Origin of the sequence: Caldicellulosiruptor hydrothermalis 108, from assembly GCF_000166355.1 — a bacterium.
Classification (GTDB): domain Bacteria; phylum Bacillota; class Thermoanaerobacteria; order Caldicellulosiruptorales; family Caldicellulosiruptoraceae; genus Caldicellulosiruptor; species Caldicellulosiruptor hydrothermalis.
In genome coordinates this window covers 2550101-2574333 of record NC_014652.1, presented here as the reverse complement: position 1 = coordinate 2574333, position 24233 = coordinate 2550101, and the positions used below count along the sequence as shown (strand labels likewise).

The window sequence follows — 24233 nt, the reverse complement described above, 5'->3', positions numbered from 1 at the left end:
GATTTAAAAGCTCAAAAATTTGTTTTCTTTAAAGTATTCCTGACAATGCCTCAAAAACTTATCCATTGTGTTAGAAATGAATTTATTCTTATGATAAACTATATTAAATTTACGATTGATTTTTAGCCCGTAAACTTTTACTGCTACTACTTTTTTATTTTTTATAGCCTCTCTCACAAAAAGTTGAGATATAAACGAAAGTCCTAAACCACAATGAACAGCATTTATAATGGCTTCAGCGCTGTTAAATATTCCTGCTATATTCCATTTTATGTTGCGCTCGTTCATAACAGCTTCAAATACTTCACGTGTTCCACTTCCTTCTTCACGAATAACAAAATATTGATTTTCAAGCTCGCTTGGTTCAATTATCCTTTTTTGAGCAAATTGATGATCAGAGGGGCATATCAAAACAAGTTCATCATCGTAAATAGGAATTTTTATAATATCATCATTGTTCACAGTTCCTTCAACAATACCCATATCTAACTTGGCAGATTCAAGCATTTTGATTATTGTTGCGGTATTGTTAATTACTGGATGAATATGGGCCTTATCGTGGTAACGCAAAAAATCTCTTATAATCAACGGCAAAATAGCAGTTCCAATTGTCATGCTTGTACCTACTCTTAAGATACCATTTTGAGAAAAATCTGATAACTGTTTTTTAGCTTCATCAACTAAGGCTAATATGTGTGAGGCATATGAATAAAGCTTTTCGCCCTCTTTTGTAAGATGAATTTTTCGCCCAAAGCGTTCAAATAGCTTTACACCATAATATTCTTCAAGTTCAGAGATAGCTTGACTAACAGGAGGTTGGGTCATGTGTAACTTTTTTGCTGCAGCTGTCATACTACCTTTCTCACAGACTGTTAAGAATATTTTCAAATGTCTTAGCGTCATTTTTACCACTTCAATCCATATGTAATTACATATCAAATTTATTTTATTTTAATATTTTACATTGAGATAATGCAAGAGTATACTTTTAAGAGGGAAGACATGAGAAGCACAAATGCTCATAGCAGCGATAAAAGTAATAATATAAGATAATCCAAAAAAAGATTTTGAAACTTGCCATAATATTGTAGGTATCTTAGGGATAAAGAAAAGATATTGCTTGCTGATACTGTGAGTTCACTTGGGGCAATAGAATTTGAAAACTGATGAAATGGGAATAGATGTTGTCGTAAGTGGCTCACAGAAGGCTTTAATGTTCCCAGCAGGTCTTACATTTGTCTCAGTATCCGAAAAGGCATAAACGCAGCATTACGAGAAATTGGCAAGGAGGTGTAATAGAAAATTATGAAGGTTATTGTATCAGAGAGAATTGCCCCTGAAGGGATAGAACTTTTGAAAAATGAAGGGTTCGAAGTTAATGTGAGGGTTGGGATTTCATATGAAGAATTGCTTGAAATCATAGAAAATTATGATGCTCTAATAGTTAGAAGTGCAACAAAAGTTGATGAGCAGATGATAAAAAGAGGAAAGAATTTGAAGGTGATTGCGAGAGCTGGGGTAGGTATTGACAATGTGGATGTTGAAGCAGCTACAAAGCAAGGGATAATTGTTGTGAATGCACCAGATGGTAATATCATGGCAGCTGCTGAGTTGACAATTGGTTTGATATTTAGCATATTTAGAAACATACCTCAAGCTTATATGGCGTGCAAACAAGGGGATTTTCGAAGAAATAGATTTAAAGGTGTAGAATTATATGAAAAGACAGCTGGCATAATAGGTTTTGGTAAGATTGGTGCACTAGTTGCTGAAAGACTTAAGGCTTGTGGGATGAGAGTAATTGCATATGATCCATATGTATCTGAGGAGAAGTTTAGAAAGTTTGGTGTTGAGAAGGTAGATTTTGAGACACTTCTTAGAGAAGCTGACCTGATAACAATTCATACTCCAAAAACTGCGGAGACTTACAACTTAATTTCAGAAAAAGAATTTAAAAAAATGAAAAGAGGTGTAAGAATAGTAAACTGCGCACGCGGTGGAGTTATCAACGAAAAAGATTTGTATAATGCTATTAAAGAAGGAATAGTAGCAGCAGCGGCATTAGATGTTATGGAAAGAGAACCCAATTTTGAAATTGAAAAACAAGATTACTATAACCCTTTGTTGGAACTTGACAATGTTGTGATAACGCCTCATTTAGGAGCGTCTACCCAAGAAGCCCAGGTTAATATTGCTGTATCTATTGCGAAAGAGGTAGTTGCTGTTTTGAAGGGCGGAATAGCTAAGAATGCTGTTAACCTACCTGCCTTCGAGAAGGAAAAAGTAGATGAGATTCTTCCACACCTTGAATTAGCTGAAGCAATAGGTAAGATTTATATACAGGCTGAAAGGACATTTGCGAACAAGATTGAAATAATTTACAGTGGTGAGATTGACCCTAAAATGACTACATGGCTTACCCGAGCATTGCTTAAAGCTTACTTAGAATTTTCTGTTCAAGATACAGTTAATTATGTCAATGCTCAGGTTTTGGCTCAAGAACAAGGCATTGAGGTTATCGAAAGTAGAAAGCAAGAAAGCGGAAAGTTTAAAAATATGATAACAGCAAGGTTTACAACCGAAGAGAAAACATTAGAACTATCTGGCACAGTTTACAACAATGAAGGAAGAATCATAGATTTCTTTGGGTATAAAGTAGACTTCAAGCCTGAAAAGTATATGCTACTTATCCAGAATATTGACAAGCCGGGCATGATAGGAAAGATTGGTACAATTGTCGGAGAGTATGATATAAATATTGCTCAGATGCAAGTTTCAAGAAATAAAAAAGGTGAGAAAGCTGTTATGGTATGTGAAGTTGATGGTATTGTTCCAAATGAGGCGATTGAGAAGCTAAAGAATACAGATGGAATCTTGAGAGTTACCATGGCAAAACTATAATTTAATATGACTGTTAAGAATATTTTAAAATGTCTTAGTGTCATTTTTTACCACTTCGATCCATATGCAATTGCATATAGATAATGCAAAAATATGCTTATTGAGAAGAATTGCAAAAGAAAGGAGAAAAGATATGAGAAGCACAAATGATCACAGCAACAACAGAAGAAGCAATAATAAAGAAGCATTCAAAGAAGTAATCGAACACATACCAGGTTTAGCGCTTGTGAGCATAGTGACAATAGGATCTATATTACTTCAATCGACTACTTTATTTTCTAAAATCATACCATTGAGTTCACTGTTAATTGCTATTATCATAGGAATGATTATCAAAAACACAATAAATCTGCCGACAAATACACAAAAGGGTATCAAATTTAGTTCAAAAAAGATTTTAAAACTTGCCATAATATTCCTTGGTTTTAAGCTAAGCATAAATGAGGTTTTGAATATTGGATGGGATGCTATAGTTGTTATACTTTTTTGTTCTACTTTAACTCTCGTTTTTACCATTTGGATTGGCAAGACGATAAAGGTTCCTATAAAAAGAGCACTCTTAGTGGGAAGTGGTGTTTCAATCTGTGGTGCTTCAGCAATTGCAGCAGTTGACGCTGTTATACAGGCAGAAGAAGAGGATGTTGCTTTTTCTATTGGGGCTATAGCACTATTTGGTACAATTTATATGTTTGGTTATCCTATCTTGTATACACTTTTTCATATGCCTGACCAATTTTATGCTCTTTGGACAGGAATTTCTATACATGAGGTAGCTCAAGTAGCAGCAGCAAGCACTATTGCAGCTGGTAAGTTTGAGGAAATGGCTACAACTGTGAAGATGATAAGAGTATTATTCATAATACCGGTGACTCTTATTCTTAGTTTTATTCCATTAAACTCAGCTAATGATAAAAATAACTCTGAGACAAAACAAGAGAAAAAGGTTACAATACCTTGGTTTGCCGTTTTGTTCTTCTTGATGATTCTCATAAATACAATTTTTAAAATACCTGCTCCTATTCTAAAAGGACTTGTGACATTTGATAATTTGATTCTGACTGCTGCAATGGCAGGCTTGGGTCTTGATATTTCGTTCAAATCAATGAAAAGTATAGGTGCAAGGGCGTTTTTATTGGGAGCAATATCTTCTCTCTTCATTTCTATAATAAGCGGTGTAGTAGTAAAATTGGTGACATAGGATTTGAAAACTTAAAACACTAAATGGGGCTAACGCACAGCCCCATTTTTGCTATTTTGCTCTTCTTCAATTTGTTTTAAAACATGCTCAATCGCAAGCTTTGAAAACGGCTTTCTTATAAATTCAAAAGCACCACATTTTTTAGCTTCTTTTTCAATGTCTGGCTGAGAGATAGCAGAGATTATAATAATGTGTGCTTCTGGCAATATGTTTTTGATAATGCGGGTTGCAGTAAGCCCGTCAATATCAGGCATGGTTATATCAAGGGTTATAATTTCTGGCTTGATGTCTTCTATTTCCTCTATGAGTTGCGATGCTGAAGAAAACTCTGCAACAACCTGGTGTCCAAGCGAAGTGAAGATGTCTTTCAAAATGTGCCTTATAAACTGGGCGTCATCTACAATACAAACCTTCATAACAAATCTCCTCTTTTTGAGATTGTCAAATATTTTCAAGGACACTATAATATATTATAATGCTTTTACTAAAAAAAACAACACTAATTGAATAAAATTTTTTCATCTGAATAATAACTTTGTCATATTAGCAATTTTGCAGGCAAAGAGGTATAAGTATGCTCAGGAAGGAAAATTTAAAGATAGGGAACTACTGTATATATCAAGATACAGATTTTTTCCTGTATGGTACAGATGCTGTGGTTTTGAGCGATTTTATACAGCTTAAGAAAAATGACATTGTGGTTGAATTTGGCACAGGGAATCTGATAATCCCCATTTTGCTGTGGGCAAAAGGTAAAAAGTTCAAAAAGCTTTATGCGATGGAGATTCAAAAAGAGGTTTGCGACCTTGCTATAATGAACAGAAATATCAATAATCTTCAGGATAAGATTGAAGTGATAAATGCTGATTTAAAGGATGCTCTCAAAATTTTTGGTTCTGAGTTTGCAAATGTAGTATTTACAAATCCGCCTTACAGAAAAGTAAACAGTGGTACAATAAATCCCAATATCAAAAAAGCCATTGCAAGACATGAAATTATGTGTACAATTGAAGATGTCATTCGATCTGCAATGCAGATTTTAAAGTTTGGTGGGCGATTCTACATGGTATACAGAAGTGACAGGCTAACAGATGCGCTTTATTATTTGAGACTTTACAGATTAGAACCAAGCCTTATACGTTTTGTTCACCAGAACAAGGAAAAAGAGTCTTCACTTGTGCTGATAGAGGCCAAAAAAGGTAAACAGTGTTCATTGGTGGTTGACAAACCGCTATTTATAGATGAAATGGAATATTACCTTGAGACGCAAAATGGTAGTGAGGATGAAACAAAATGAGCGGAAAACTTTTTATTGTTGGAACACCAATTGGAAATTTAGATGACATGTCAAAACGTGCCATAGACACTTTGAATTTAGTAGACTTTATTGCATGTGAAGATACACGGGTCACCATAAAGCTTTTGAACCATTTTGGGATAAAAAAGAAACTTGTTTCTTTTCATGAATTCAGTCCCAAAGAAAAAGAGCAAATGCTTTTAAATGAACTCAAAAGCGGAAAAAAGATTGCACTTGTATCTGATGCAGGAATGCCTCTTATTTCAGACCCAGGTTATGAGCTTGTCAGAAGGTGTATAGAAGAGGGGATAGAAGTTACAGTTGTGCCAGGACCTTCTGCTTTTGTTTGTGCTTTGGTACTTTCTGGGCAGAACACCTACAGTTTTGTGTTTGAAGGGTTTTTACCCAAAAATAAAAGAGCCAAAAGGGAAAAGCTTGAAAGTTTAAAGTATGAAAAGCGGACCCTCATATTTTATGAAGCTCCCCACAAACTTTTAGATACGCTTTGCCAGATGGCTGAAATTTTTGGAGAAGAAAGAGAGATAAGTATTGTCAAAGAGATAACAAAAGTGCATGAGAGTGTCATGCTCACAAATCTTTCAAAAGCGATAGAGTTTTTTAAACAAAATCCTCCCAAGGGTGAATATGTGCTTGTTGTGAGAGGTTATGAAGATGCTAAAGAAAAAGCACAAGAAGATGATGTTGAGCTTATAAGAGAAAGGCTCAGAGAAAAGCTTTTGCAAGGATTTTCCAAAAAAGAGGCAGCAAAGATGGTTGCAGATGAGCTAAGTATTCCTAAAAACAAGGTATACAAAATCATGCTTGAAAGTGAAAAGTTACATGAAAAAGAATAGAGGACAGAAAGTTTTCTTCTGCCCTCTATTCTTTAAACTTTGCAGATTTTTTTTCTAAGAATTAGCTCTTTTTGAGTTCTTCCATGCAGTCTTTGCAGATATTTTTACCCTTGTAGTAGATAACATCCTTTGCATTGCCGCAGAAGATGCAAGCTGGTTCATACTTTCTGAGGATTATCTTGTCGCCATCAACGAAGATTTCAAGAGCATCCTTCTCAGCAATGTCAAGTGTTCTTCTAAGCTCGATAGGAAGAACTATTCTGCCAAGCTCGTCAACCTTTCTAACAACACCTGTTGATTTCATTTCAAATCTTCCTCCTTTCAACAAATTTCGACATTTTTCTTACATTGCTATTATACCATCGTTGCAATTTTATGTCAAGAATTTTTTAAGACTTTTTACAATATATTGCGTACAAGCAAACAATCGCTTTTGTAGGGTTTAAGTGAACAAACCAACAAAGTTCAAGGCTCTGTAGCATTATTGGTGTTTTTACTGACCAAAATAATCTAATTACTATAAGAAAATAATTGCAATTTTAAGAAATGAACAACTGTAAAATTAATACGCTCAAAAAATCTTCTTTATTCGACAAAATACGACAAAGTTTTCAATAGAGATGAAATGTATCAAAATGTCAATTCGTATGTAAATCAAAAGTGTTCAATAAATGTGCAATTAAGAGTGCAAAAAATTGCGAAAGTGTGCACTATTTATATATTCTTTGAATTTTTTAAAAACGAAATTGTAAAATGTTTATTTTAAGTCTCAAGAAAAATCCAGTTTGAAGAAAGCGAGGAAGTTATATTCTTAGTACATTCTATGCAAGCCTGTGTGCATAAACTGATAAAAAGATAATTAAAAAATGCAAAAAATATTGACAAATCATATTTACTGTTATAAAATTTAAATAAGCAGATTGGCAGAAAATACAATATTGCAATAGGGGAAATAGGTAATGAAGAGAATAACAATCACCGATATTGCAAGAAGTCTCAACCTCTCAAGAAATACGGTATCTAAGGTTTTGAATGGCAGCAGCACTGTTTCAGAAGAGACGGCTATAAAGGTCATCAAAAAAGCAATTGAGCTGGGGTATCCAAAGCTAAAGCCAGAGTTAATTGAAAAAGTAAGGTCAGCAAGAGAGAACAAAAAAGTGGCTATTTTGATAAAGGCTGCTCTTTCTGAATTCTGGATTGACATTATAAACGGCATTTCGAACGAGCTTGGAAAGTTTGGTTATAGCCTATTTTACAATTACATAAGTGATGAAGATGAAGAAGATTTGGTAATTCCTTTGAACATAGCAAATCATGAGGTAGATGGGCTTATTGTGCTCAGCGTGTTTGAAGATGAGTATATGAACAGAATAAAAGAGTATAAACTTCCAACTGTCTATTATGACGCACCTTTGAATGCTGATCTTGAAGATTTGCAGGGTGATGTCATCTTTACAGAGTGTGAGGCAAGTGTTTACAAGCTCACAAAGATTCTAATTGAAAAGGGACTTACTCCAATTGGATTTATCGGTGATATCAACTACTGCAAATCTATTTATGAAAGATGGCTTGGCTTTGAAAAGGCTCTAAAAGACAGTGGTTTAGATGTACAAAAGGAATATTGTATAACAGAACATGTGCCTTTTAGGTACTATGTTCAGGAAGAGGTTGATATGGGCTTGGAAAAAATGAAAAGATTCCCCCGTGCTTTTGTATGTGCAAATGATGATATTGCCATTTTTGCCATAAGATACTTAAAAGAAAAGGGGTACAAAATACCCCAAGATATAGCTATTGTTGGTTTTGACAATTTAAAGAGGTCTGTACTGATTGATCCCCCATTGACAACAGTTAACATAGACAAAGAAGCACTTGGAAGAAGGCTTGCGCAAGCCATTGTAAGAAGAATAGAAAATAATAACCCCATTTTTGAGACGGTAAGATTATCAACTCAAATTATAATAAGAAGCTCATGCTAAGGTCAACGTCAATTGTATCCAAAAGGCAGCAGAAAAGAGGTGTATAAATTGGTTAGTCTTAATGGTAAATTTTTAACAAAAAGACAAATGTTTGTGAGGTTGTTGGTTGTATTTGTTATTCAAATTCTATTTTTGTGGGCTGTGGCTTTTTCACAGCAGGAGAAGGTTTTATCTCTTCAGCAATATCTCAATAAATATAAGGATGTACCAAAGCCAAAGCACACTATTATTATTCCGGCAATTAGCTTTAGTAGCTATGGAGAAACAACGGTAAAAAAGAAAATAGAGCTGGCAGGTCAAAAGGATGTTCTTGCTTGGGAGAAGGAAGGCGGATATGTTGAGTGGAAGGTAGACATTCCCGAAAGTGGTCTTTATAACATGGCAATGCTGTATTTGCCGCTTCCGGGCAAGGGTCTTGGCATTGAACTTTCCATTCTGATTGACGGCAAACTTCCTTTTGACCAGGCACAAAAGATTACATTCCCAAGAGTCTGGAAGGACACAACAGGTATCAGAAAAGACAAAAAAGACAATGACCTGCGCCCCAAGACAGATGAGTATCCAATCTGGCAGGAAGAAGATTTTAAGGATACCGAGGGGTTTTATAATAGAGCGTATTACTTTTACTTTGAAAAAGGTGAGCACACTATAAGACTTGTGAATATAAGAGAACCATTTGCAATAAAATACATAAAGATTTATAACAAAGACGAAGTTCCAAACTATTCAGAGGTTTCAAAGAATTACTCAAGCTTGCCAAAGGCAAAAGATGTTCTTGTCAAATTCCAGGCAGAAAAGACATATCTCAAATCAGACCCAATTTTGTATCCGATGTACGATAGAACCGACCCTGCAACAGAGCCATTCCATGTGTCAAAGATAAGACTTAACACCTTGGGTCAGTGGAACTGGAAATACCCTGGCATGTGGGCAAGCTGGAAGTTTGAGGTGCCACAAGACGGTCTTTATAAGATTGTGATAAAGGCAAGACAGAATTTCCAGAGGGGAATGTCCACGCACAGGATTTTGTACATCGACGGCAAGATTCCTTTCAAAGAAGCCCAGGATATAGAGTTTCCGTACAGTATAAGATGGTATATGAAAGTGGTAGGCAGCAAAGATAAGCCTTGTCTTGTATATCTTACAAAAGGTGAGCATGAACTAAAGCTTGAGGCAACACTTGGTGAGCTTTCACCGATACTTACAGAAGTTGAAGAGCTGACAGTGCAGCTTAACAACTTGTATAGAAAGATAATAATGATAACAGGCAGAGACCCTGACCTTTACAGAGACTATAACTTGGATGAGCAGATACCTGATTTGATTGACAGTTTAAATTCAATCAGAAAAGGGCTTTTAAAACAGGCTCAGGACTTTGAAAGGTACACAGGTCAAAAAGGTGGAGAAGCAGAGCTTTTGAAAAGAGTTGCAGAGCAGCTAAAAAGCATGGCGCAGGAGCCAGAAACAATTCCGGCAAGAATAAAAAATCTTAGAGATAGTCTGAGTGGTCTTTCATCCTGGCTTGTGTACAGGAAAGAACAGCCGCTTGAGATTGACTATATACTTGTAGCATCACCGGACGCTAAAATTCCGTCGCCCACAGCTAATCTCTTTCAAAAGATTGTAAAGGAGATAAAAGCGTTTTTGTATTCGTTTGTTGAGGACTACACAAACGTTGGTGAGACATATCAGGGCCAAAAGGTAATAAAAGTATGGGTAGGCGGTGGCCGCGACCAGGCACAGATTATTCGAGACTTGATAAACGACTCATTTACGCCAAGAACAAACATAAAAGTAAATGTGAGTTTGGTTCAAACTGGTGTAATAGAAGCTATTTTAGCTGGTAAAGGTCCTGATATTGTGCTGACAGTGTCAAGAGGCCAGCCTGTGAACTTGGCGGCAAGAGGAGCTTTGGTTGACCTTTCACAGTTTAAGGACTTTGATGAGGTTAAAAAGAGGTTTAACCCGACAGCGCTAAAGCCTTACGAATACAATGGAGGCTGCTTTGCGCTTCCTGTGACCCAGGACTTTTACATGATGTTTTACAGAAAGGATATATTTGATGAGCTTAACATAAAACCGCCGCAGACATGGGATGAGATGTACGCTGTCATTGCAAAGCTTCAAAGATACAACTTAGAAGTTGGTCTTCCCTACCAGAGAATTGATGCCCAGGAAGCTATCGATGCAGGGCTTGGAACAAGAAATTTGTTTCCTACACTTTTGCTTCAGCTGGGAGGAAGTTTTTACAACAAAGAAAAGACAAAATCAATGCTTGACAGCAGTCAAGCTGTTGCAGCATTTAAACAGTGGACAGATTTTTACACAAAATATGGTCTTGAGCTCATATACGATTTTTACAACAGGTTCAGGACAGGTGAAATGCCGCTTGGAATAGCACCGTACACAACATACAATCTTTTGGCAACAGCTGCGCCGGAAATCAGAAACCAGTGGGAGATGGTGCCAATTCCAGGCATCAAAAGACCTGATGGTACAATTGACAGGTCAACTGCAGCCTCTGGTACAGCCACGATAATTTTGAGCAGGGCAAAGAACAAGCAAGCTTGCTGGGAGTTTTTGAAATGGTGGACATCTGATGAGGTTCAGACACAGTTTGGAAAAGAGCTTGAGATGCTCATGGGCACTGCTGCAAGGTACAATACAGCAAATGTAAATGCGTTCCAGAAACTTCCCTGGAGCAAGAAAGAGATGCAAAATTTGATGGAGCAGTGGAAATATGTAAAAGAGATTGAAGAAATTCCGGGAAGTTATTATGTGATAAGAAGCTTGGACAGTGCGTTCTCAGCAGTTATTTATGATGGTATGAACCCGAGAGAAAGTTTGTGGAGATACACAAAGGATATAAACGACGAGCTTAAGAGAAAGAGAAAAGAACTTGCTATGTACAACAAATAAAATTCACTTTTAAGTGAGGTATTGGAAAATGGGATTGATTGAAGATATAAAGAAAAATAAAGCAAGTTATCTCATGATAGCACCGTATATGCTTCTTTTTACTATATTTACTTTAATACCAGTTATAAGCTCAATATTTTTAAGTTTTACAAACTACAACATGCTTCAGCCACCCAAATGGGTTGGCTGGGCAAACTACATAAGATTGTTTTTAGCAGACAAGATATTTATAAAGGTTTTGAGGAACACATTCATATTTGCTTTTTTGACAGGGCCTTTAAGTTACTTTATGTCTTTCATCTTAGCGTGGTTTATAAGCGAGTTTAATCCTAAGATAAGAGCAATCCTTACACTCATATTTTACTCACCTTCGCTTGCTGGCAATGTGTTTTTCATCTGGGCATTTATATTCAGCGGAGATGCGTATGGTCTTATAAACGGCTGGCTTATGAGGCTTGGAATTTTGAAAGAGCCAATCAACTGGCTTCAAGACCCAAATTATGTTCTGTGGGTGATTATCATTGTTCAGCTTTGGCTTTCGCTTGGAGCAGGTTTTTTGGCTTTTGTTGCCGGATTTCAAAACCTTGATAAAGAGCTTTTTGAAGCTGGTGCGATAGATGGTATAAAAAACAGATTTCAAGAGCTGTTTTACATCACCATTCCACAAATGGCACCACAGCTGATGTTTGGTGCTGTCATGCAGATTGGTGCGTCGTTTGGTGTTAGCACGGTTGTAATAGCCCTTGGTGGTCTTCCAACCAGACAGTACAGTGCTGACACTGTTGTGACATACCTTATTGACTATGGAACTGTCAGGTTTGAGATGGGCTATGCATCAGCAATTGCTGTTGTGCTCTTTATTGCGATGCTTCTTACAAACAAAGTAATTGCAGCGATACTGAAGAGATATTCCACAGAATAAAAAGTGATTTTAATCATAAATAATTCGCGAAAGTGTAGGTGAAATATAAAAAATGGCTAAGCTCAATGCAGCTTCTCATAAAAAAGTTAACAGAAGCGTTTATGGGAATGCAGTGATATTTGTAATTCTGTTCATCTTTGGGATGTTTACTGCTCTTCCGTTGTGGTACACGGTGGTATCAGCATTCAAACCGTTTGACGAGATATTCATATTTCCACCAAGGCTGTACGTCAGAAGACCAACGCTTGACAACTTTGTTTTGATGTTTCAGCTTGCAACAAACATGTGGGTGCCGTTTTCAAGATATCTATTCAACAGTTTGTTCATCTGTGTTGTAGGCACAGTTGGGCATATACTTATTGCATCGCTGGCAGCTTATCCTTTGGCTAAACACAGTTTTGCTGCTAAAAAAGCAATAAATGAGATAATTGTGCTTGCCCTGCTTTTCACACCACAGGTAACATACATTCCACTTTACATTGTAATGTCAAGGCTTCACCTTATAGACACATACTGGGCACTGATTCTGCCCGCATGGCAGATGACGCTGGGTCTTTATCTTATGAAACAGTTCATGACACAGATTCCAGACTCTCTTTTGGAAGCTGGAAAGATTGATGGTGCAAACGAGCTTTTAATCTGGTGGAAAATTGTCATGCCAAACGTAAAACCTGCTTGGCTAACACTTACAATACTTTTGTTCCAGCAGCTGTGGAATCAAACAGGCGGTTCTTTTATATTCAGTGAAAATTTAAAGGTTTTGCCAACACTTTTGCAGCAGATTGCTGCTGGTGGTATTGCACGTGCGGGGGTTGGGGCGGCTGTTGCTCTTTTCCTCATGATTCCACCGATAATACTTTTCATAATCTCTCAGAGCAGTGTAATGGAGACAATGGTTTCAGCAGGCATTAAAGGTTAAAAAATAAGGATAAATTTTGCATAAATTTCAACAAATCATGAAAAGAAAAGGTGGTAGCAGGTGAGAATAAAAAAAGTAAAAAGGATAATAGCATTTGTATTGCTTTCCCTGCTCATTGTAACTGTTCCCGGTTATAGCTTTGCGAATATGATAGAGGTGCCGTACTATCAGTACAACTATGACATATATAATTGGGACATACCAAGCGCAGCAGGATATTATCCTTACGAGGTGCTCAGCGGCAGTGACCTTGGGGTTGGAAACTTTCCGTCTCCGCGCGATATGTTTGTAGATAGCAATGACAACATTTACATACTGGATGCCGGGAACAACAGGATAGTGAAGCTGAATAAAGATTTTAAGTTTATAGGTGAAATAAACAAGTTCACGCAAAACGGCAAAGTATTCAAGTTTTCTGACCCGAGCGGTATTTGTGTTGACAAAAACGGTGTTATATATGTTGCTGATAAAGGCGCAAAATGCGTGTATGTTATAAACCAAAATGGGCAGCTTCTAAGAAAGATAACAAAACCAAAGTCTGACCTTGTTGCAGCAAACAAGGATTTTGTTCCGCTAAAAGTGGCAGTTGACAATGCAGGGGTTGTGTATGTTCTTTCGCTTGGAAGCTATGAAGGTGCGTTCATGTTCGACAGCCAGAACAACTTTCTTGGGTTTTTTGGTAGCAACAAGGTTGTTGTAACACTGCAGCTTCTTATAGACAGAATATGGAAAAAGATTCTTTCAAAGCAGCAGAGTGCGTCGATGGTCAGGTACCTTCCTACAGAGTCAACCAGCATTGACATAGGAGATGATGGGTTTATTTACACATGTTCAAACTATGCGTCAGTCAGTGTGGGCGAGCTCAAAAAACTCAATTTCCTTGGCAAAAACATACTTTGGTACAAGAAAAAAGACCAGACACGTGATTTTGGCGACCTTCCAAAGTATTATGGTAAAAGACTTGAAGATTCCTATTTTGTGGACATAAATGTGACAAAGGATGGGTTCATAAACGCTCTTGACTATGAAAGGGGAAGAGTGTTCCAGTACGACCAGAACGCAAACCTTCTTTTCATAATGGGCGGGAAAGCTGACCAGGCAGGAACGTTTAGAGAACCTGCCGCTGTTGAGAGCATTGGAAACACCATACTTGTTCTGGACCAGCAAAAGGCAACAATAACAGTGTTCAAAGAAACAAAGTTTGGCGAGCTTGTTCACAGGGCAACAGTTCTTTACAATGATGGGATGTACGATGAGGCAAGAAAGCTGTGGGAACAGGTAAACAAGATGGATTCAAACTTTGCACTTGCACATGTTGGGCTTGGTAAGGCACTTTTGAGGATGAACAAATACAGCGAGGCGCTTCAGCATTTCAGGCTTGCAAACGACAAGGAAGGGTATTCTGAGGCAAAAGAAGTGCTGAGAAACGACTTTCTCCAGAGAAATTTTGGAGTGATTGCAACAGCGCTTGTACTTGCCATAATTGTCATATACATCCTTTGGAGAAGGCTCAAGAAGCAAAAGAGCGTCGATGAGGAGTATACAAGGAAGATAAGTAAAGAAAAGTACCCTCTGTATGTTATGCTTCATCCTTTTAAGGGATATGAAGAACTTAAAGATGAGAAAAAAGGATCAGTCCTTTATGCAACAATTATAGTTTTGCTCTTTTTTGTAGTTTCAATTCTGCACAGACAGTATACAGGTTTTATATTCAATCCGTACAGACAGGATAGGATTAACGTTATATCAATCTTCTCAGCAACAGTTGTGATGTTTTTCTTCTGGGTACTTTCAAACTGGTCTGTATCAACTCTCACAGAAGGTGAAGGGACATTCCAAGAGATTTGGATTTTCTCTGCATATGCGCTACTTCCATACATCATCTGCAGGCTTTTATATGTGATTTTGAGCAATGTGCTGATAATGGAAGAAGGAATGTTCTTGGCGTTTATAAACATCATAAGCTTGATATGGCTTGTAATTGGTATGCTCTGTGCTATCAAGGCTGTTCATCAGTTTAGCTTTGGCAAAACTGTGGCAACCATGGTTGCAAGTCTAATTGGTATAGCAGTGATACTGTTTATCATGATTCTGGTATTTACGCTGTTTGCACAGCTGTTTGGCTTTATCCAGAGCATTTACAACGAGCTCATACTGAGGATGTAGTAAAGGTCTTAAGGAGGAAAGCTTAAAATGAGCTTTAACAAATTACTGAAAAAAGCAGTGTTGTTTTTGCTTGCTGTGTCAATGTTGCTTGAACAGATGATGTTTTTGCAGGTAAATACGGCATTTGCTGATACAAACTCTTATCAGCTTGTTGCAAAAAATGGAATTTTGGAGTTATATGTCAACCCGAAATATGGATATTTCAAGGTTGTTGATAAAAGAAGTGGCAGTGTATGGTTTTCAAATCCTGAAAAGTGGAGAGAAGACAAAATTGCGGCAGGCAGCACACGCATGCAGATGGCATCCCAGCTTTCAATAAGGTTTACCGATGTTACCTCTACAATTCAGATTGCAAATGCCTATGTCAACTCAGTCCTCAAAAAAGGACTTAAGATAAAAAGAATAAAAGATGGGTTTGTTGCGATGTACACTTTCAAGAAAGAAGGGTTTGTGATACCAGTTGCATACACCATCAAGGATGACTATTTAAATGTGGACATTCTGGTAAACCAGATAAAAGAAACTAAAAAAGATAAATACAAGCTTGTATCAATAATGCTTTTACCGTTTTTTGGTGCAGCTGCAATAGGAGAAAATGGTTACATGGTTGTACCGGACGGCTGTGGTGCACTCATAAATTTCAATAACAATAAAGGGCAGGAGACATATACACAGAGGATTTATGGAGCCGACTTTGGTATTGTTCCTGACTTTCAGGGGTATGTGACTCAGGCTGCAAGGCTTCCTGTGTTTGGGATGAAAAAAGAAAATAGCGGGTTTTTAGCAGTGATAACAAAAGGTGATGGAAAGGCCATTTTGAACGCAAATACAAGTGGTAGCAAGAGCAGCTACAACAACATCTTTGCAGAGTTTGTCATGAGAGAATATGACATGGTGACTTTAAAAGAAAAACAGTGGGATGAGAGGTCTTTCAACATCTTTGAAGAAAAGCTACCAAATGTTGATAAGTTCTCAATCAGATACTATTTCCTTGACTCAAAAAATGCTGACTATGTGGCAATGGCTAAAAAGTACAGAGAATATTTGATAAAAGAAAGAGGATTTAAAAAAGAAGCAGATGAAAAAAGCGTTCCTGTTTACATAGAATTTTACGGGAGTATGAAAAAACCAAAATACATCCTTGGAATACCTGTCAACGCAACAATACCTCTTACCACTTTTGAGGATGCTCAGAAGATAGTAAAACAGGTAAAAAGTATGGGAGTTTCTAATGTTGTTGTGAAGTTTGTTGGATGGATGAAAAATGGTGTATACTACAATCTTCCTCTTCTAACTACGCCCGAAGGGGTTCTGGGCGGAAAAAAGCAACTTGAAAATGTGCTTGAGTATTTCCAAAAAGCCAATGTAAAGACATACCTTGACGTTGACTTTGTTCTGTTTCGCACAGGTACACTTATGTATCTTCGAAACAAGGTTGCTACAAAATCGATGAAAAAAGTGCCTGCCCAGCTTTGGAGATATTCACCGCCAATATTTTACAAGGACGACTCTTACCCGGTTTTGTACCTAATTTCGCCGCGCTATACAAATGAGATAGTCCAAAGATTTTTAGCAAACAGTAACATAAACTATTTTAACAACATATCTTTATCTAGCATGAGCACCATGCTGTATTCAGATTTTGGTACAAGACCTGTTAACAGGTATCAGACAGAAGATGTGTTTTTACAGGCAATAGACAGTCTTTCAAAGAGGTTCAGGAATATTCTTCTTACAAATCCAAACGGGTATCTTTTGCAAAAGGCGAGCGAAATTGTTGATGTGCCGATATACTCAAGCAAATTCCTGATAGAAGATGCAGAGATTCCTTTCTATCAGATGGTTATAAGAGGATATGTTCCATATTCGATGCCGTCAGTGAACTTTTACACAAACGAATGGATGTGGAAGTTAAAAGCTTTAGAGACTGGTTCGGCTATCAAGTTCACATGGACTGCCCGAAACGAAGATGAACTAAAAGAGACATTACTGGAAAGCCTCTACTCATCAAACTACAGGATGTGGCTTGGTGACCTAAAAGAGTATTACAAAGAGCTTTACCCTACTTTAAGGCTTATAAAAGGCAAAGAGATAGTGGAGCATAAGATTATCAAAAAAGGTGTTGTTAAAGTTGTATATGATGGCGGGGTTGAGATTTTACTCAACTACACCTCAAGCCCGCAGAAGATAGAAAATCTTGAGGTTGCCGCACAGTCTTACAAAGTTGTTGTTAAGAGGTGAAATATAAAATGAGCTTTTCAGGTGCTTTTAAAAAGGTATTTAGAAAAAGAAGACTAACTTTGAGAGAAAAAGAGGCAATGTATGGAAGGCTTTTTATTCTCCCATGGCTTATAGGACTTGTCTACTTTTTCATAATTCCGTTTATCACTGCAGTGTACTATACATTTACCAAGATAAGGATTGGCGACAGTGGTCTTGAATTTACATTTGTTGGGTTTGAAAACTATCTTTATGCCTTCACAAAAGACCCGAACTATATACGAACACTCACATCTTCAATTGGCAGTATGCTTTATCAGGTACCGGTTGTTGTATTTTTCAGCATGTTTGTTGCGTATGTGCTAAGAGATGAGTTTAAAGGAAGAACATTTGCAAGAACCATATTCTTTTTCCCGGTCATCATAGCATCAGGTGTAGTGATAACTATTCTGAAAGAAAATGTAATGGGGGATGTTAGCCAGGCAGCATCGAGCACTACACTTTTCAGGGTTGAAAACATTAGAATGATTTTAATAAACTCAGGCGTTCCAATGTGGCTGGGACAGTTTATTGTAAACACAATAAGCCAGCTTTTTGACCTAACATGGCGATCTGGCGTGCAGATACTTCTTTTGATGGCAGCACTTCACAACATTCCAAAAAGTTTTTATGAAGCAGCTGTAATTGAAGGTGCAACAGAGTGGGAGAAGTTCTGGAAGATTACTTTCCCGATGGTATCTCCAACACTTCTTGTTGCAGTCATATATTCAATCATCGACTACTTTACTGACTATGGAAACCAGGTAATGAGAATGGTTGTCACACAGCTGAACAATGGAAGGTTTGAGTACAGCACAACAATTGCAATTGTCTACTTTGCAATAATCATGGTTATTATCCTCATTGTGAATAGGGTAATTGGAAGAAGAGTTGTTTATCTGACATAAAGCCATATAGAGAAGATACACTCAGGTTAGAAATATTTCAAAGAAAAGAGGGTAGGCAAGATGGAGGTTGCAACAAAATCTAAGAGTACAAAGGTGGCAAGGAATTTTGAAATGTCAGGTTTTGGCAGAGCAATATTTAAAAAACGACTGTTTAGCTTTTTGAAAAATCTCTTTAGATACCTATTTATAATTGGTATGAGCTATGTTCTTTTGTACCCTGTTCTGTTTTTGATAAGCAACGCATTCAGAGACAAGGTAGACCTTCTTGACCCAAGCGTTGTGTGGATTCCAAAACACTTTTCAATTGAAAGTTTCAAGCTTGCAAATGAAATCTTGGGCTATGCTCAGTCTATCAAAAACACTTTGATAATTCTCATACCATCTGTAATTATTCAGACCTTTATATGTATGATGGTGGGCTATGGTTTTGCAAGGTTCAGGTTTAAGGAAAGAGAAATTCTTTTTGGCATACTTCTTTTTACTATAATCGTTCCCATGCAGACAATAATAGTACCGCTTTATGTAAAGTTCAGACACTTTGATTTCTTCTACTTTGGCAGGCTCATAGGACTTTTTACAGGAAAACCGTTGACAGTAAACCTTCTTGACACGCCCTGGACCTTTTATCTTTTGAACACATTTGGAATGGGTATTCGCTCAAGCCTTTATATATTCATATTCAGACAGTTTTTTAGAAACATGCCGACAGAGCTTGAAGAAGCAGCAAAGATAGACGGGTGCGGACCATTTTCCACTTTTTTGAGGGTCATGGTTCCAAATGCAACAGGTGCAATCATTACAGTGTTGCTTTTCACTATTGTCTGGCACTGGAACGACTATTATCTTTCGGCAATGTTTTTTACAGATAACTTGCCTCTTTCTGTGATGCTAACAATCTTAAACGAAAGAATGAACCTTTTAAACAACCTTGTAAATGCAAACGACATATATCTTTTGAGGTCATCAGTTTTAGAAGCAGGATGTTTATTGGTAATACTGCCTTTAATAGTTATTTACATTATTGGTCAAAGATACTTTACAGAAAGTATCGAGCGAACAGGGATTGTGGGGTAATACGTACAGGCAACAATCCCTCACAATTTGAGGGATTTTGCAAATAAATAAATCCAATATGAGTAGAGGAGGTATGAGTATGTTTGCATCAAAATTATTCAAGAAGATTTTGGCGTTTTTAGTTTCAATTTCAATGGTGTTGAGTTTGTTTGTTCTCCTAAACAAATCACAAAACCCAGCTCAGGCAGCAACAAAGTTAGGTGATATCTCATTTTTCAGACCAGGTCTAACTCAAGAAAGTTTCAAAAACACTAATGATCTCTTTGCACAAGCTGTCAAAAAGGCAATTGATACTTACCAAAAGAATTACGGTGGAAAAATTAAGTTGGTGTATAGTGATTGGAATAACTGGGACACAAAGATTATAACAAGAATGGCTGCAGGTGACCCGATTGACGTTGTGTTTGGCGGGTCAGGCAATTTCCCGAGATTTTACACAAAAGGGTATTTGCAACCAATCAATAACTATGTTGATCTCAAAGCGCCATATTTGAACTTAAGAGCAATGGACCAGATTTTCAAGTATGGAGGAAAATACTATTTGGCAAGCCAGTACGGTTCTAACCACTTCTGGGTTGTTCTCTACAACAAGGACCTTATGCTTGAAGAGGGCATTGACGAGAGCGAAATGCCGCTTGCACTTTATAAGAAAGGAAAATGGAACTGGGATACATTTGTTGCTCTGGCAAAGAAACTCACAGCTGATACAAACGGTGATGGCAAGGTTGACAGATACGGTGTTGGTTGCTGGTATCCACAGATATTTGTATATTCCAACGGTGTGACATATGTAACTGTGGATAAAAACGGCAATGCAAAACTCAACTTTGACGACCCAAGAGTACAAAAGGGACTCAACCTTGCTCAAAAGGGTATCAAGGAAGGCTGGATGATTACTGACTGGAACACTGCAAGCACAGGGTTAGCTCAAAGAAAGATAGCAATGTACATTGAAAGATGGTACAACTATGATGATCAGAAGTTCAACCAAAAGGTAGAAGATGAGATTGAAGTTGCTCCGATTCCTTTGGGACCAGACAATAAGAGCAAACTCTATCCATTTGAATGTGATGGATATGGAATTTCAAAAGGTGCAAGAAATCCAAAGGGTGCTGGAAAGTTTATAAATATTTTGCTAGAAAGCATTCAGAAATACTGTGATGATCCTGGCATTAAGAGAAGACCAAAATATCTGCAGGATTTCCATACACAGCTTGCAAAATACTCGTTCTATCCAGGCTCACCAGACTCTGTTTTGGGCAACCTTGTATGGGATATAAATGGAGCGCTTTTCAACGCCGCATCAGTTTCATCGGCATTGGCGGGCTTGAAACCACAGGCACAGCAAGCTGTAGCTGAAGCTAATGCAAAGCCTGAAAAACCAGTGTTCAGACCGTTTAAGCCGTTTACCATCGATTTTGAAAATGGCAAAATGGATATGTTCACAATACTTGACACAACAAAGAAGAGCGTAAAACTTTCAATTGTGTCTGGCAAAGAGGCAATCAAAGGCAAATCGCTCAAAGTTGCATGCGACTCTAAAAAAGACGGTGAGTGGATAGACGCTCTGTATACTTTGCCAAGCAAGGTCAAAATATACGGCTGGCACGACTATAAAGTAAGCTTTGATGTAAAACTCTTAAAAGCTCCGCCAAAACCAGGCGACACATACATCTATGCTCAGATTATAAACAGCAACAAGTCTGGCTATAAGTCATATGGCTGGATAACATTCAAACTTGACAAAGCAAACGCCGTTTATCATGTTGAAGGGACAATTGCAGGAATTCCTGACAACTCAACAACAATGGGATTGAAGATTGGCATTCACTGGGGTGCTGATTTTGTAATAGACAATATCAAGGTTGAAGAGGTAACTCAGTAAAAGAGGCTTTTTGCTGGTGAGCACACCGCTGAAGAGAAAAGTAAGGTTATATTAAAGAAGCGGTAAAGAAGCGGTGTGCCCACCGGCTAAAAAATAAAAAAAGGGGAGAGTGCCAGGATTATGAGAAAAGGCTTAAAGATTGCATCTTTAATAGTGAGCCTTGTATTTTTACTTGGGCTTTTGCCGACAGGAATTTTTGGTGCTGTTGAGACATCTGTTCAAAGCTATGTTTTCGACTTTGAAGATGGTACCACAATGACATTCGATGAGGCTTGGGGAGATTCATTAAAATGTATCAAAAAGGTGTCAGTTTCTACTGATTTGCAGCGACCTGGTAACAAGTATGCGCTCAGGCTTGATGTTGAGTTCAACGAGAACAATGGATGGGACCAGGGTGACCTTGGTGCATGGATAGGTGGTGTTGTCGAAGGGCAGTTTGACTTTACAAACTACAAGTCTGTTGAGTTTGAAATGTTTGTTCCATACGACGAGTTTGCAAAAGCAAAAGGTGGCTTTGCTTACAAGGTTGTATTGAATGATGGATGGAAAGAACTTGGAAGCGAATTTAGCATTACAGTAAATGCTGGCAAAAAGGTGAAGATAAACGGCAAGGACTATATGGTCATTCACAAGGCGTTTGCAATTCCAGATGATTTTAGAACCAAAAAGCGTGCACAGCTTGTGTTCCAGTTTGCAGGTCAAAACTGCAACTACAAAGGACCTATCTATCTTGACAATATAAGAATAAGACCTGAAGATGCGTCAAACCTCTCGAAAGAAGACTATGGAAGTAGCGAAGAAGAGGAGATTGTGGAAAACTTTTTCACAGGGGTTACTCTTGTGTATCCAGTGGAAGGCAAAAACTTTGTGTACAACTTTGAAAAAGACACAATGGGATTTTATAAATACTCAGGTGATGGATTTGCAAAGAAAACAAAATCGATGGAGTTTTCGCAGGATCTAAAGACATCAACAAATGCAGGCAGCCTCAAACTCAATGCTAATTTCCAGGGCACTGCGTTTGAAGAAATGAACATTGCTGTAAAGCTTACAGACAAAGAAGGAAAACTTTTTGACCTTGGCAAATACTCTACACTTGAATATACAATCTACATACCAAATCCAGACAAAGTTGCCGGAAAAATCATGTCAGCAAGTGCAGTGGATAGTCCATGGAAGATAATCAAAGACTTTACTGCTCTCAACTATAAAGATAAGACAACATGGAAAGAGATAAACGGAAAAACTTATGCGGTCATAAAGTGCAAGGATAACCTTTACAATGTAAGAGAAAAAGCAGGTGTGCTGGTTTTGAGGATTGCAGGGTCTTATGTAAAGTATACAGGACCCATCTACATTGACAATGTAGCATTAATTGCTGGAAAGAAGGTTGCACCAAAGGTGGAGAGAATATCACTTCCAAATCCAAAGACATACTATAAGGTGAAGATTGAAGCTGAGAGTGCAAGTGATGGCTGGGCGTACAGCGTTGAGAAAGAAAATGCAAAGTTTTCTGGGAAAGGCTATGTTCTGTTGTTTGGGAACAACATGGGCAATACACTCTACAACATAAAAGTTCCAAAGACAGGACATTACATCTTTACTCTTGCGATCTCAACCCTTGGGCTTGTAAAGGATGGTAGTATTGATATCTGGATAGACGGTGATTTGAAAGGCGGAGCAAAAGTTCCAAACGTAAAGGGCAAGTTCCAGGAAGTTGTTGTCAGAAAGAAGATTTATTTAACAGAAGGTGAGCATACAATATCACTTCAAAAATCTGGCGGATACACAATTGCAGTGGACTACTTTGTGATAGAGGAACTTGTTGCGGCAAATAAATCAAAGCTTTCGGTTTCTTCAAAGTTAGTGACGCCAAATCCACACCCAAATGCCCAAAGGCTCATGAATTATTTGGCAAGCATTTACGGTGAAAAGATTTTATCTGGGCAGCAGAGCAGCGGTGAAGGTAAAGAAGTTCAGATGATTTTTGATGTAACAAGAAGATATCCTGCTGTTAGAAGCTTTGATCTCATGGACTACTCACCAAGCAGAATGCAGCGTGGCACAAAAGGTACAGATGTTGATGAAGCAATAAAGTGGTGGAAGAATGGCGGCATAGTTGCATTTTGCTGGCACTGGAACGCACCAACAGGTCTTATAGACCAGCCCGGCAAAGAGTGGTGGAGAGGCTTTTACACAGAAGCTACAACATTTGACCTCAAGAAAGCCATGGACAATCCGAACTCTGAGGAGTATAAGCTAATTTTGAGAGATATAGACGCAATTGCGCAGCAGTTCAAAAAACTGCAGGCTGAAGGTGTGCCAGTTCTTTTCAGACCACTGCACGAAGCGTCTGGCGGTTGGTTCTGGTGGGGAGCTAAAGGAGCAGAGCCGTATATAAAGCTTTGGAAGCTCATGTTTGACAGGCTTGTAAACTATCACAAGGTCAACAACCTAATATGGGTATGGAACGGTCAGGATGCGGCTTGGTATCCGGGAGATCAGTATGTTGATATAATTGCAGAAGATATATATGAGGAAAAAGCTCAGTACTCACCATATACAGAGAGGTTTGTGAAAGCTCTCAAGTACACGAATTCAAACAAGATGATAGCACTTTCTGAGTGCGGAACTATTCCTGACCCGGCTGTACTAAAACAGGAAGGTGTTTCGTGGCTGTGGTTTTCTGTATGGGCAGGAGGCTATGTCATGACAGGCAGCAAATACAATGATGAATGGAACGACAATCACATGCTGCGAAAGATTTACAACAGCGACTATGTAATAACAAAAGATGAGCTACCTGATATAAAGAGCATTCCACTCGAATAGACTGATATAGGTTTTAATATTTGAGATCGATTGTCAGTCTGTGAGAGGGAGGAGAAGTTCAAAAAAGACCTCCTCCCCCTTTTTTGTTCCTTGTGCGAAAAAAAATAATCAATTTTTGGT

17 protein-coding genes and 1 pseudogene are annotated in these 24233 nt (G+C 37.9%); 15 read left to right on the top strand and 3 right to left on the bottom strand.

Going from position 1 to position 24233, the window contains the following annotated elements:
- Window positions 1-3: 3 nt before the first annotated feature.
- Window positions 4-903, bottom strand: coding sequence for a LysR family transcriptional regulator (locus CALHY_RS12440; protein ID WP_013404292.1), 900 nt, complete (start codon window positions 901-903; stop codon window positions 4-6).
- A 186-nt stretch (window positions 904-1089) separates the two neighbouring features.
- On the opposite strand from CALHY_RS12440, the pseudogene CALHY_RS14130 reads away from it, so the two are divergent.
- From CALHY_RS14130 to CALHY_RS12430, 3 genes and pseudogenes are all read left to right on the top strand, one after another.
- Window positions 1090-1258 (top strand): annotated as a pseudogene (locus tag CALHY_RS14130) (aminotransferase class V-fold PLP-dependent enzyme); the annotation flags it as partial.
- Window positions 1259-1305: 47 nt separating this feature from the next.
- A complete protein-coding gene (serA, locus tag CALHY_RS12435) occupies window positions 1306-2901 on the top strand; it encodes a phosphoglycerate dehydrogenase (RefSeq protein ID WP_013404291.1) in 1596 nt (531 codons plus the stop codon).
- A 133-nt stretch (window positions 2902-3034) separates the two neighbouring features.
- Complete coding sequence (locus CALHY_RS12430; protein WP_013404290.1) at window positions 3035-4099, top strand: YeiH family protein; 1065 nt, start codon at window positions 3035-3037, stop codon at window positions 4097-4099.
- Window positions 4100-4128: 29 nt separating this feature from the next.
- Here the strand turns inward: CALHY_RS12430 and CALHY_RS12425 are convergent, their stop codons facing one another.
- Window positions 4129-4515 (bottom strand): response regulator, encoded by a 387-nt coding sequence (locus CALHY_RS12425; RefSeq protein ID WP_013404289.1) that lies wholly within the window; start codon window positions 4513-4515, stop codon window positions 4129-4131.
- 158 nt (window positions 4516-4673) lie between these two features.
- On the opposite strand from CALHY_RS12425, the gene CALHY_RS12420 reads away from it, so the two are divergent.
- Together CALHY_RS12420 and rsmI are read left to right on the top strand one after the other, a co-directional pair.
- Window positions 4674-5396, top strand: coding sequence for a tRNA1(Val) (adenine(37)-N6)-methyltransferase (locus tag CALHY_RS12420; RefSeq protein ID WP_013404288.1), 723 nt, complete (start codon window positions 4674-4676; stop codon window positions 5394-5396).
- Window positions 5393-6250, top strand: coding sequence for a 16S rRNA (cytidine(1402)-2'-O)-methyltransferase (gene rsmI, locus CALHY_RS12415; protein WP_013404287.1), 858 nt, complete (start codon window positions 5393-5395; stop codon window positions 6248-6250). The genes CALHY_RS12420 and rsmI overlap by 4 nt, the downstream gene beginning before the upstream one ends.
- A 61-nt stretch (window positions 6251-6311) precedes the next feature.
- Here the strand turns inward: rsmI and CALHY_RS12410 are convergent, their stop codons facing one another.
- On the bottom strand, window positions 6312-6554 hold the full coding sequence (locus CALHY_RS12410) for an AbrB/MazE/SpoVT family DNA-binding domain-containing protein (RefSeq protein WP_011917919.1): 243 nt from the start codon (window positions 6552-6554) through the stop codon (window positions 6312-6314).
- A 655-nt stretch (window positions 6555-7209) separates the two neighbouring features.
- Between CALHY_RS12410 and CALHY_RS12405 the strand changes: the two genes are divergently transcribed.
- From CALHY_RS12405 to CALHY_RS12360, 10 genes are all read left to right on the top strand, one after another.
- Window positions 7210-8229 (top strand): LacI family DNA-binding transcriptional regulator, encoded by a 1020-nt coding sequence (locus tag CALHY_RS12405; RefSeq protein WP_013404286.1) that lies wholly within the window; start codon window positions 7210-7212, stop codon window positions 8227-8229.
- 48 nt (window positions 8230-8277) lie between these two features.
- A complete protein-coding gene (locus tag CALHY_RS12400; protein WP_013404285.1) occupies window positions 8278-11148 on the top strand; it encodes an extracellular solute-binding protein in 2871 nt (956 codons plus the stop codon).
- A gap of 28 nt (window positions 11149-11176) precedes the next feature.
- On the top strand, window positions 11177-12070 hold the full coding sequence (locus CALHY_RS12395) for a carbohydrate ABC transporter permease (protein ID WP_013404284.1): 894 nt from the start codon (window positions 11177-11179) through the stop codon (window positions 12068-12070).
- Window positions 12071-12122: 52 nt separating this feature from the next.
- Window positions 12123-12989 (top strand): carbohydrate ABC transporter permease, encoded by an 867-nt coding sequence (locus CALHY_RS12390; RefSeq protein WP_013404283.1) that lies wholly within the window; start codon window positions 12123-12125, stop codon window positions 12987-12989.
- 60 nt (window positions 12990-13049) lie between these two features.
- A complete protein-coding gene (locus CALHY_RS12385; protein WP_013404282.1) occupies window positions 13050-15155 on the top strand; it encodes a YIP1 family protein in 2106 nt (701 codons plus the stop codon).
- 27 nt (window positions 15156-15182) lie between these two features.
- Complete coding sequence (locus CALHY_RS12380; RefSeq protein ID WP_013404281.1) at window positions 15183-17396, top strand: DUF5696 domain-containing protein; 2214 nt, start codon at window positions 15183-15185, stop codon at window positions 17394-17396.
- A gap of 8 nt (window positions 17397-17404) precedes the next feature.
- A complete protein-coding gene (locus CALHY_RS12375) occupies window positions 17405-18322 on the top strand; it encodes a carbohydrate ABC transporter permease (RefSeq protein ID WP_013404280.1) in 918 nt (305 codons plus the stop codon).
- A 60-nt stretch (window positions 18323-18382) separates the two neighbouring features.
- Window positions 18383-19396 (top strand): carbohydrate ABC transporter permease, encoded by a 1014-nt coding sequence (locus tag CALHY_RS12370; RefSeq protein ID WP_013404279.1) that lies wholly within the window; start codon window positions 18383-18385, stop codon window positions 19394-19396.
- 79 nt (window positions 19397-19475) lie between these two features.
- A complete protein-coding gene (locus CALHY_RS12365; protein ID WP_013404278.1) occupies window positions 19476-21281 on the top strand; it encodes an ABC transporter substrate-binding protein in 1806 nt (601 codons plus the stop codon).
- Between the two features lie 120 nt (window positions 21282-21401).
- Window positions 21402-24113 carry a glycosyl hydrolase gene (locus tag CALHY_RS12360; protein ID WP_013404277.1) on the top strand — a complete coding sequence of 904 codons (2712 nt, stop codon included), beginning with the start codon at window positions 21402-21404 and terminating at the stop codon, window positions 24111-24113.
- The last annotated feature ends 120 nt before the right edge of the window (window positions 24114-24233 follow it).

Excerpts from the sequence above, each read along its gene's own strand:
- CALHY_RS12410 (WP_011917919.1), bottom strand. The coding sequence starts at position 6,554 with ATGAAATCAACAGGTGTTGTTAGAAAGGTTGACGAGCTTGGCAGAATA.
- CALHY_RS12405 (WP_013404286.1), top strand. The coding sequence starts at position 7,210 with ATGAAGAGAATAACAATCACCGATATTGCAAGAAGTCTCAACCTCTCA.
- serA (WP_013404291.1), top strand. The coding sequence starts at position 1,306 with ATGAAGGTTATTGTATCAGAGAGAATTGCCCCTGAAGGGATAGAACTT.
- CALHY_RS12370 (WP_013404279.1), top strand. The coding sequence starts at position 18,383 with ATGGAGGTTGCAACAAAATCTAAGAGTACAAAGGTGGCAAGGAATTTT.
- CALHY_RS12425 (WP_013404289.1), bottom strand. The coding sequence starts at position 4,515 with ATGAAGGTTTGTATTGTAGATGACGCCCAGTTTATAAGGCACATTTTG.
- CALHY_RS12440 (WP_013404292.1), bottom strand. The coding sequence starts at position 903 with ATGACGCTAAGACATTTGAAAATATTCTTAACAGTCTGTGAGAAAGGT.
- CALHY_RS12390 (WP_013404283.1), top strand. The coding sequence starts at position 12,123 with ATGGCTAAGCTCAATGCAGCTTCTCATAAAAAAGTTAACAGAAGCGTT.
- rsmI (WP_013404287.1), top strand. The coding sequence starts at position 5,393 with ATGAGCGGAAAACTTTTTATTGTTGGAACACCAATTGGAAATTTAGAT.
- CALHY_RS12380 (WP_013404281.1), top strand. The coding sequence starts at position 15,183 with ATGAGCTTTAACAAATTACTGAAAAAAGCAGTGTTGTTTTTGCTTGCT.
- CALHY_RS12420 (WP_013404288.1), top strand. The coding sequence starts at position 4,674 with ATGCTCAGGAAGGAAAATTTAAAGATAGGGAACTACTGTATATATCAA.
- CALHY_RS12395 (WP_013404284.1), top strand. The coding sequence starts at position 11,177 with ATGGGATTGATTGAAGATATAAAGAAAAATAAAGCAAGTTATCTCATG.
- CALHY_RS12430 (WP_013404290.1), top strand. The coding sequence starts at position 3,035 with ATGAGAAGCACAAATGATCACAGCAACAACAGAAGAAGCAATAATAAA.
- CALHY_RS12365 (WP_013404278.1), top strand. The coding sequence starts at position 19,476 with ATGTTTGCATCAAAATTATTCAAGAAGATTTTGGCGTTTTTAGTTTCA.
- CALHY_RS12375 (WP_013404280.1), top strand. The coding sequence starts at position 17,405 with ATGAGCTTTTCAGGTGCTTTTAAAAAGGTATTTAGAAAAAGAAGACTA.
- CALHY_RS12360 (WP_013404277.1), top strand. The coding sequence starts at position 21,402 with ATGAGAAAAGGCTTAAAGATTGCATCTTTAATAGTGAGCCTTGTATTT.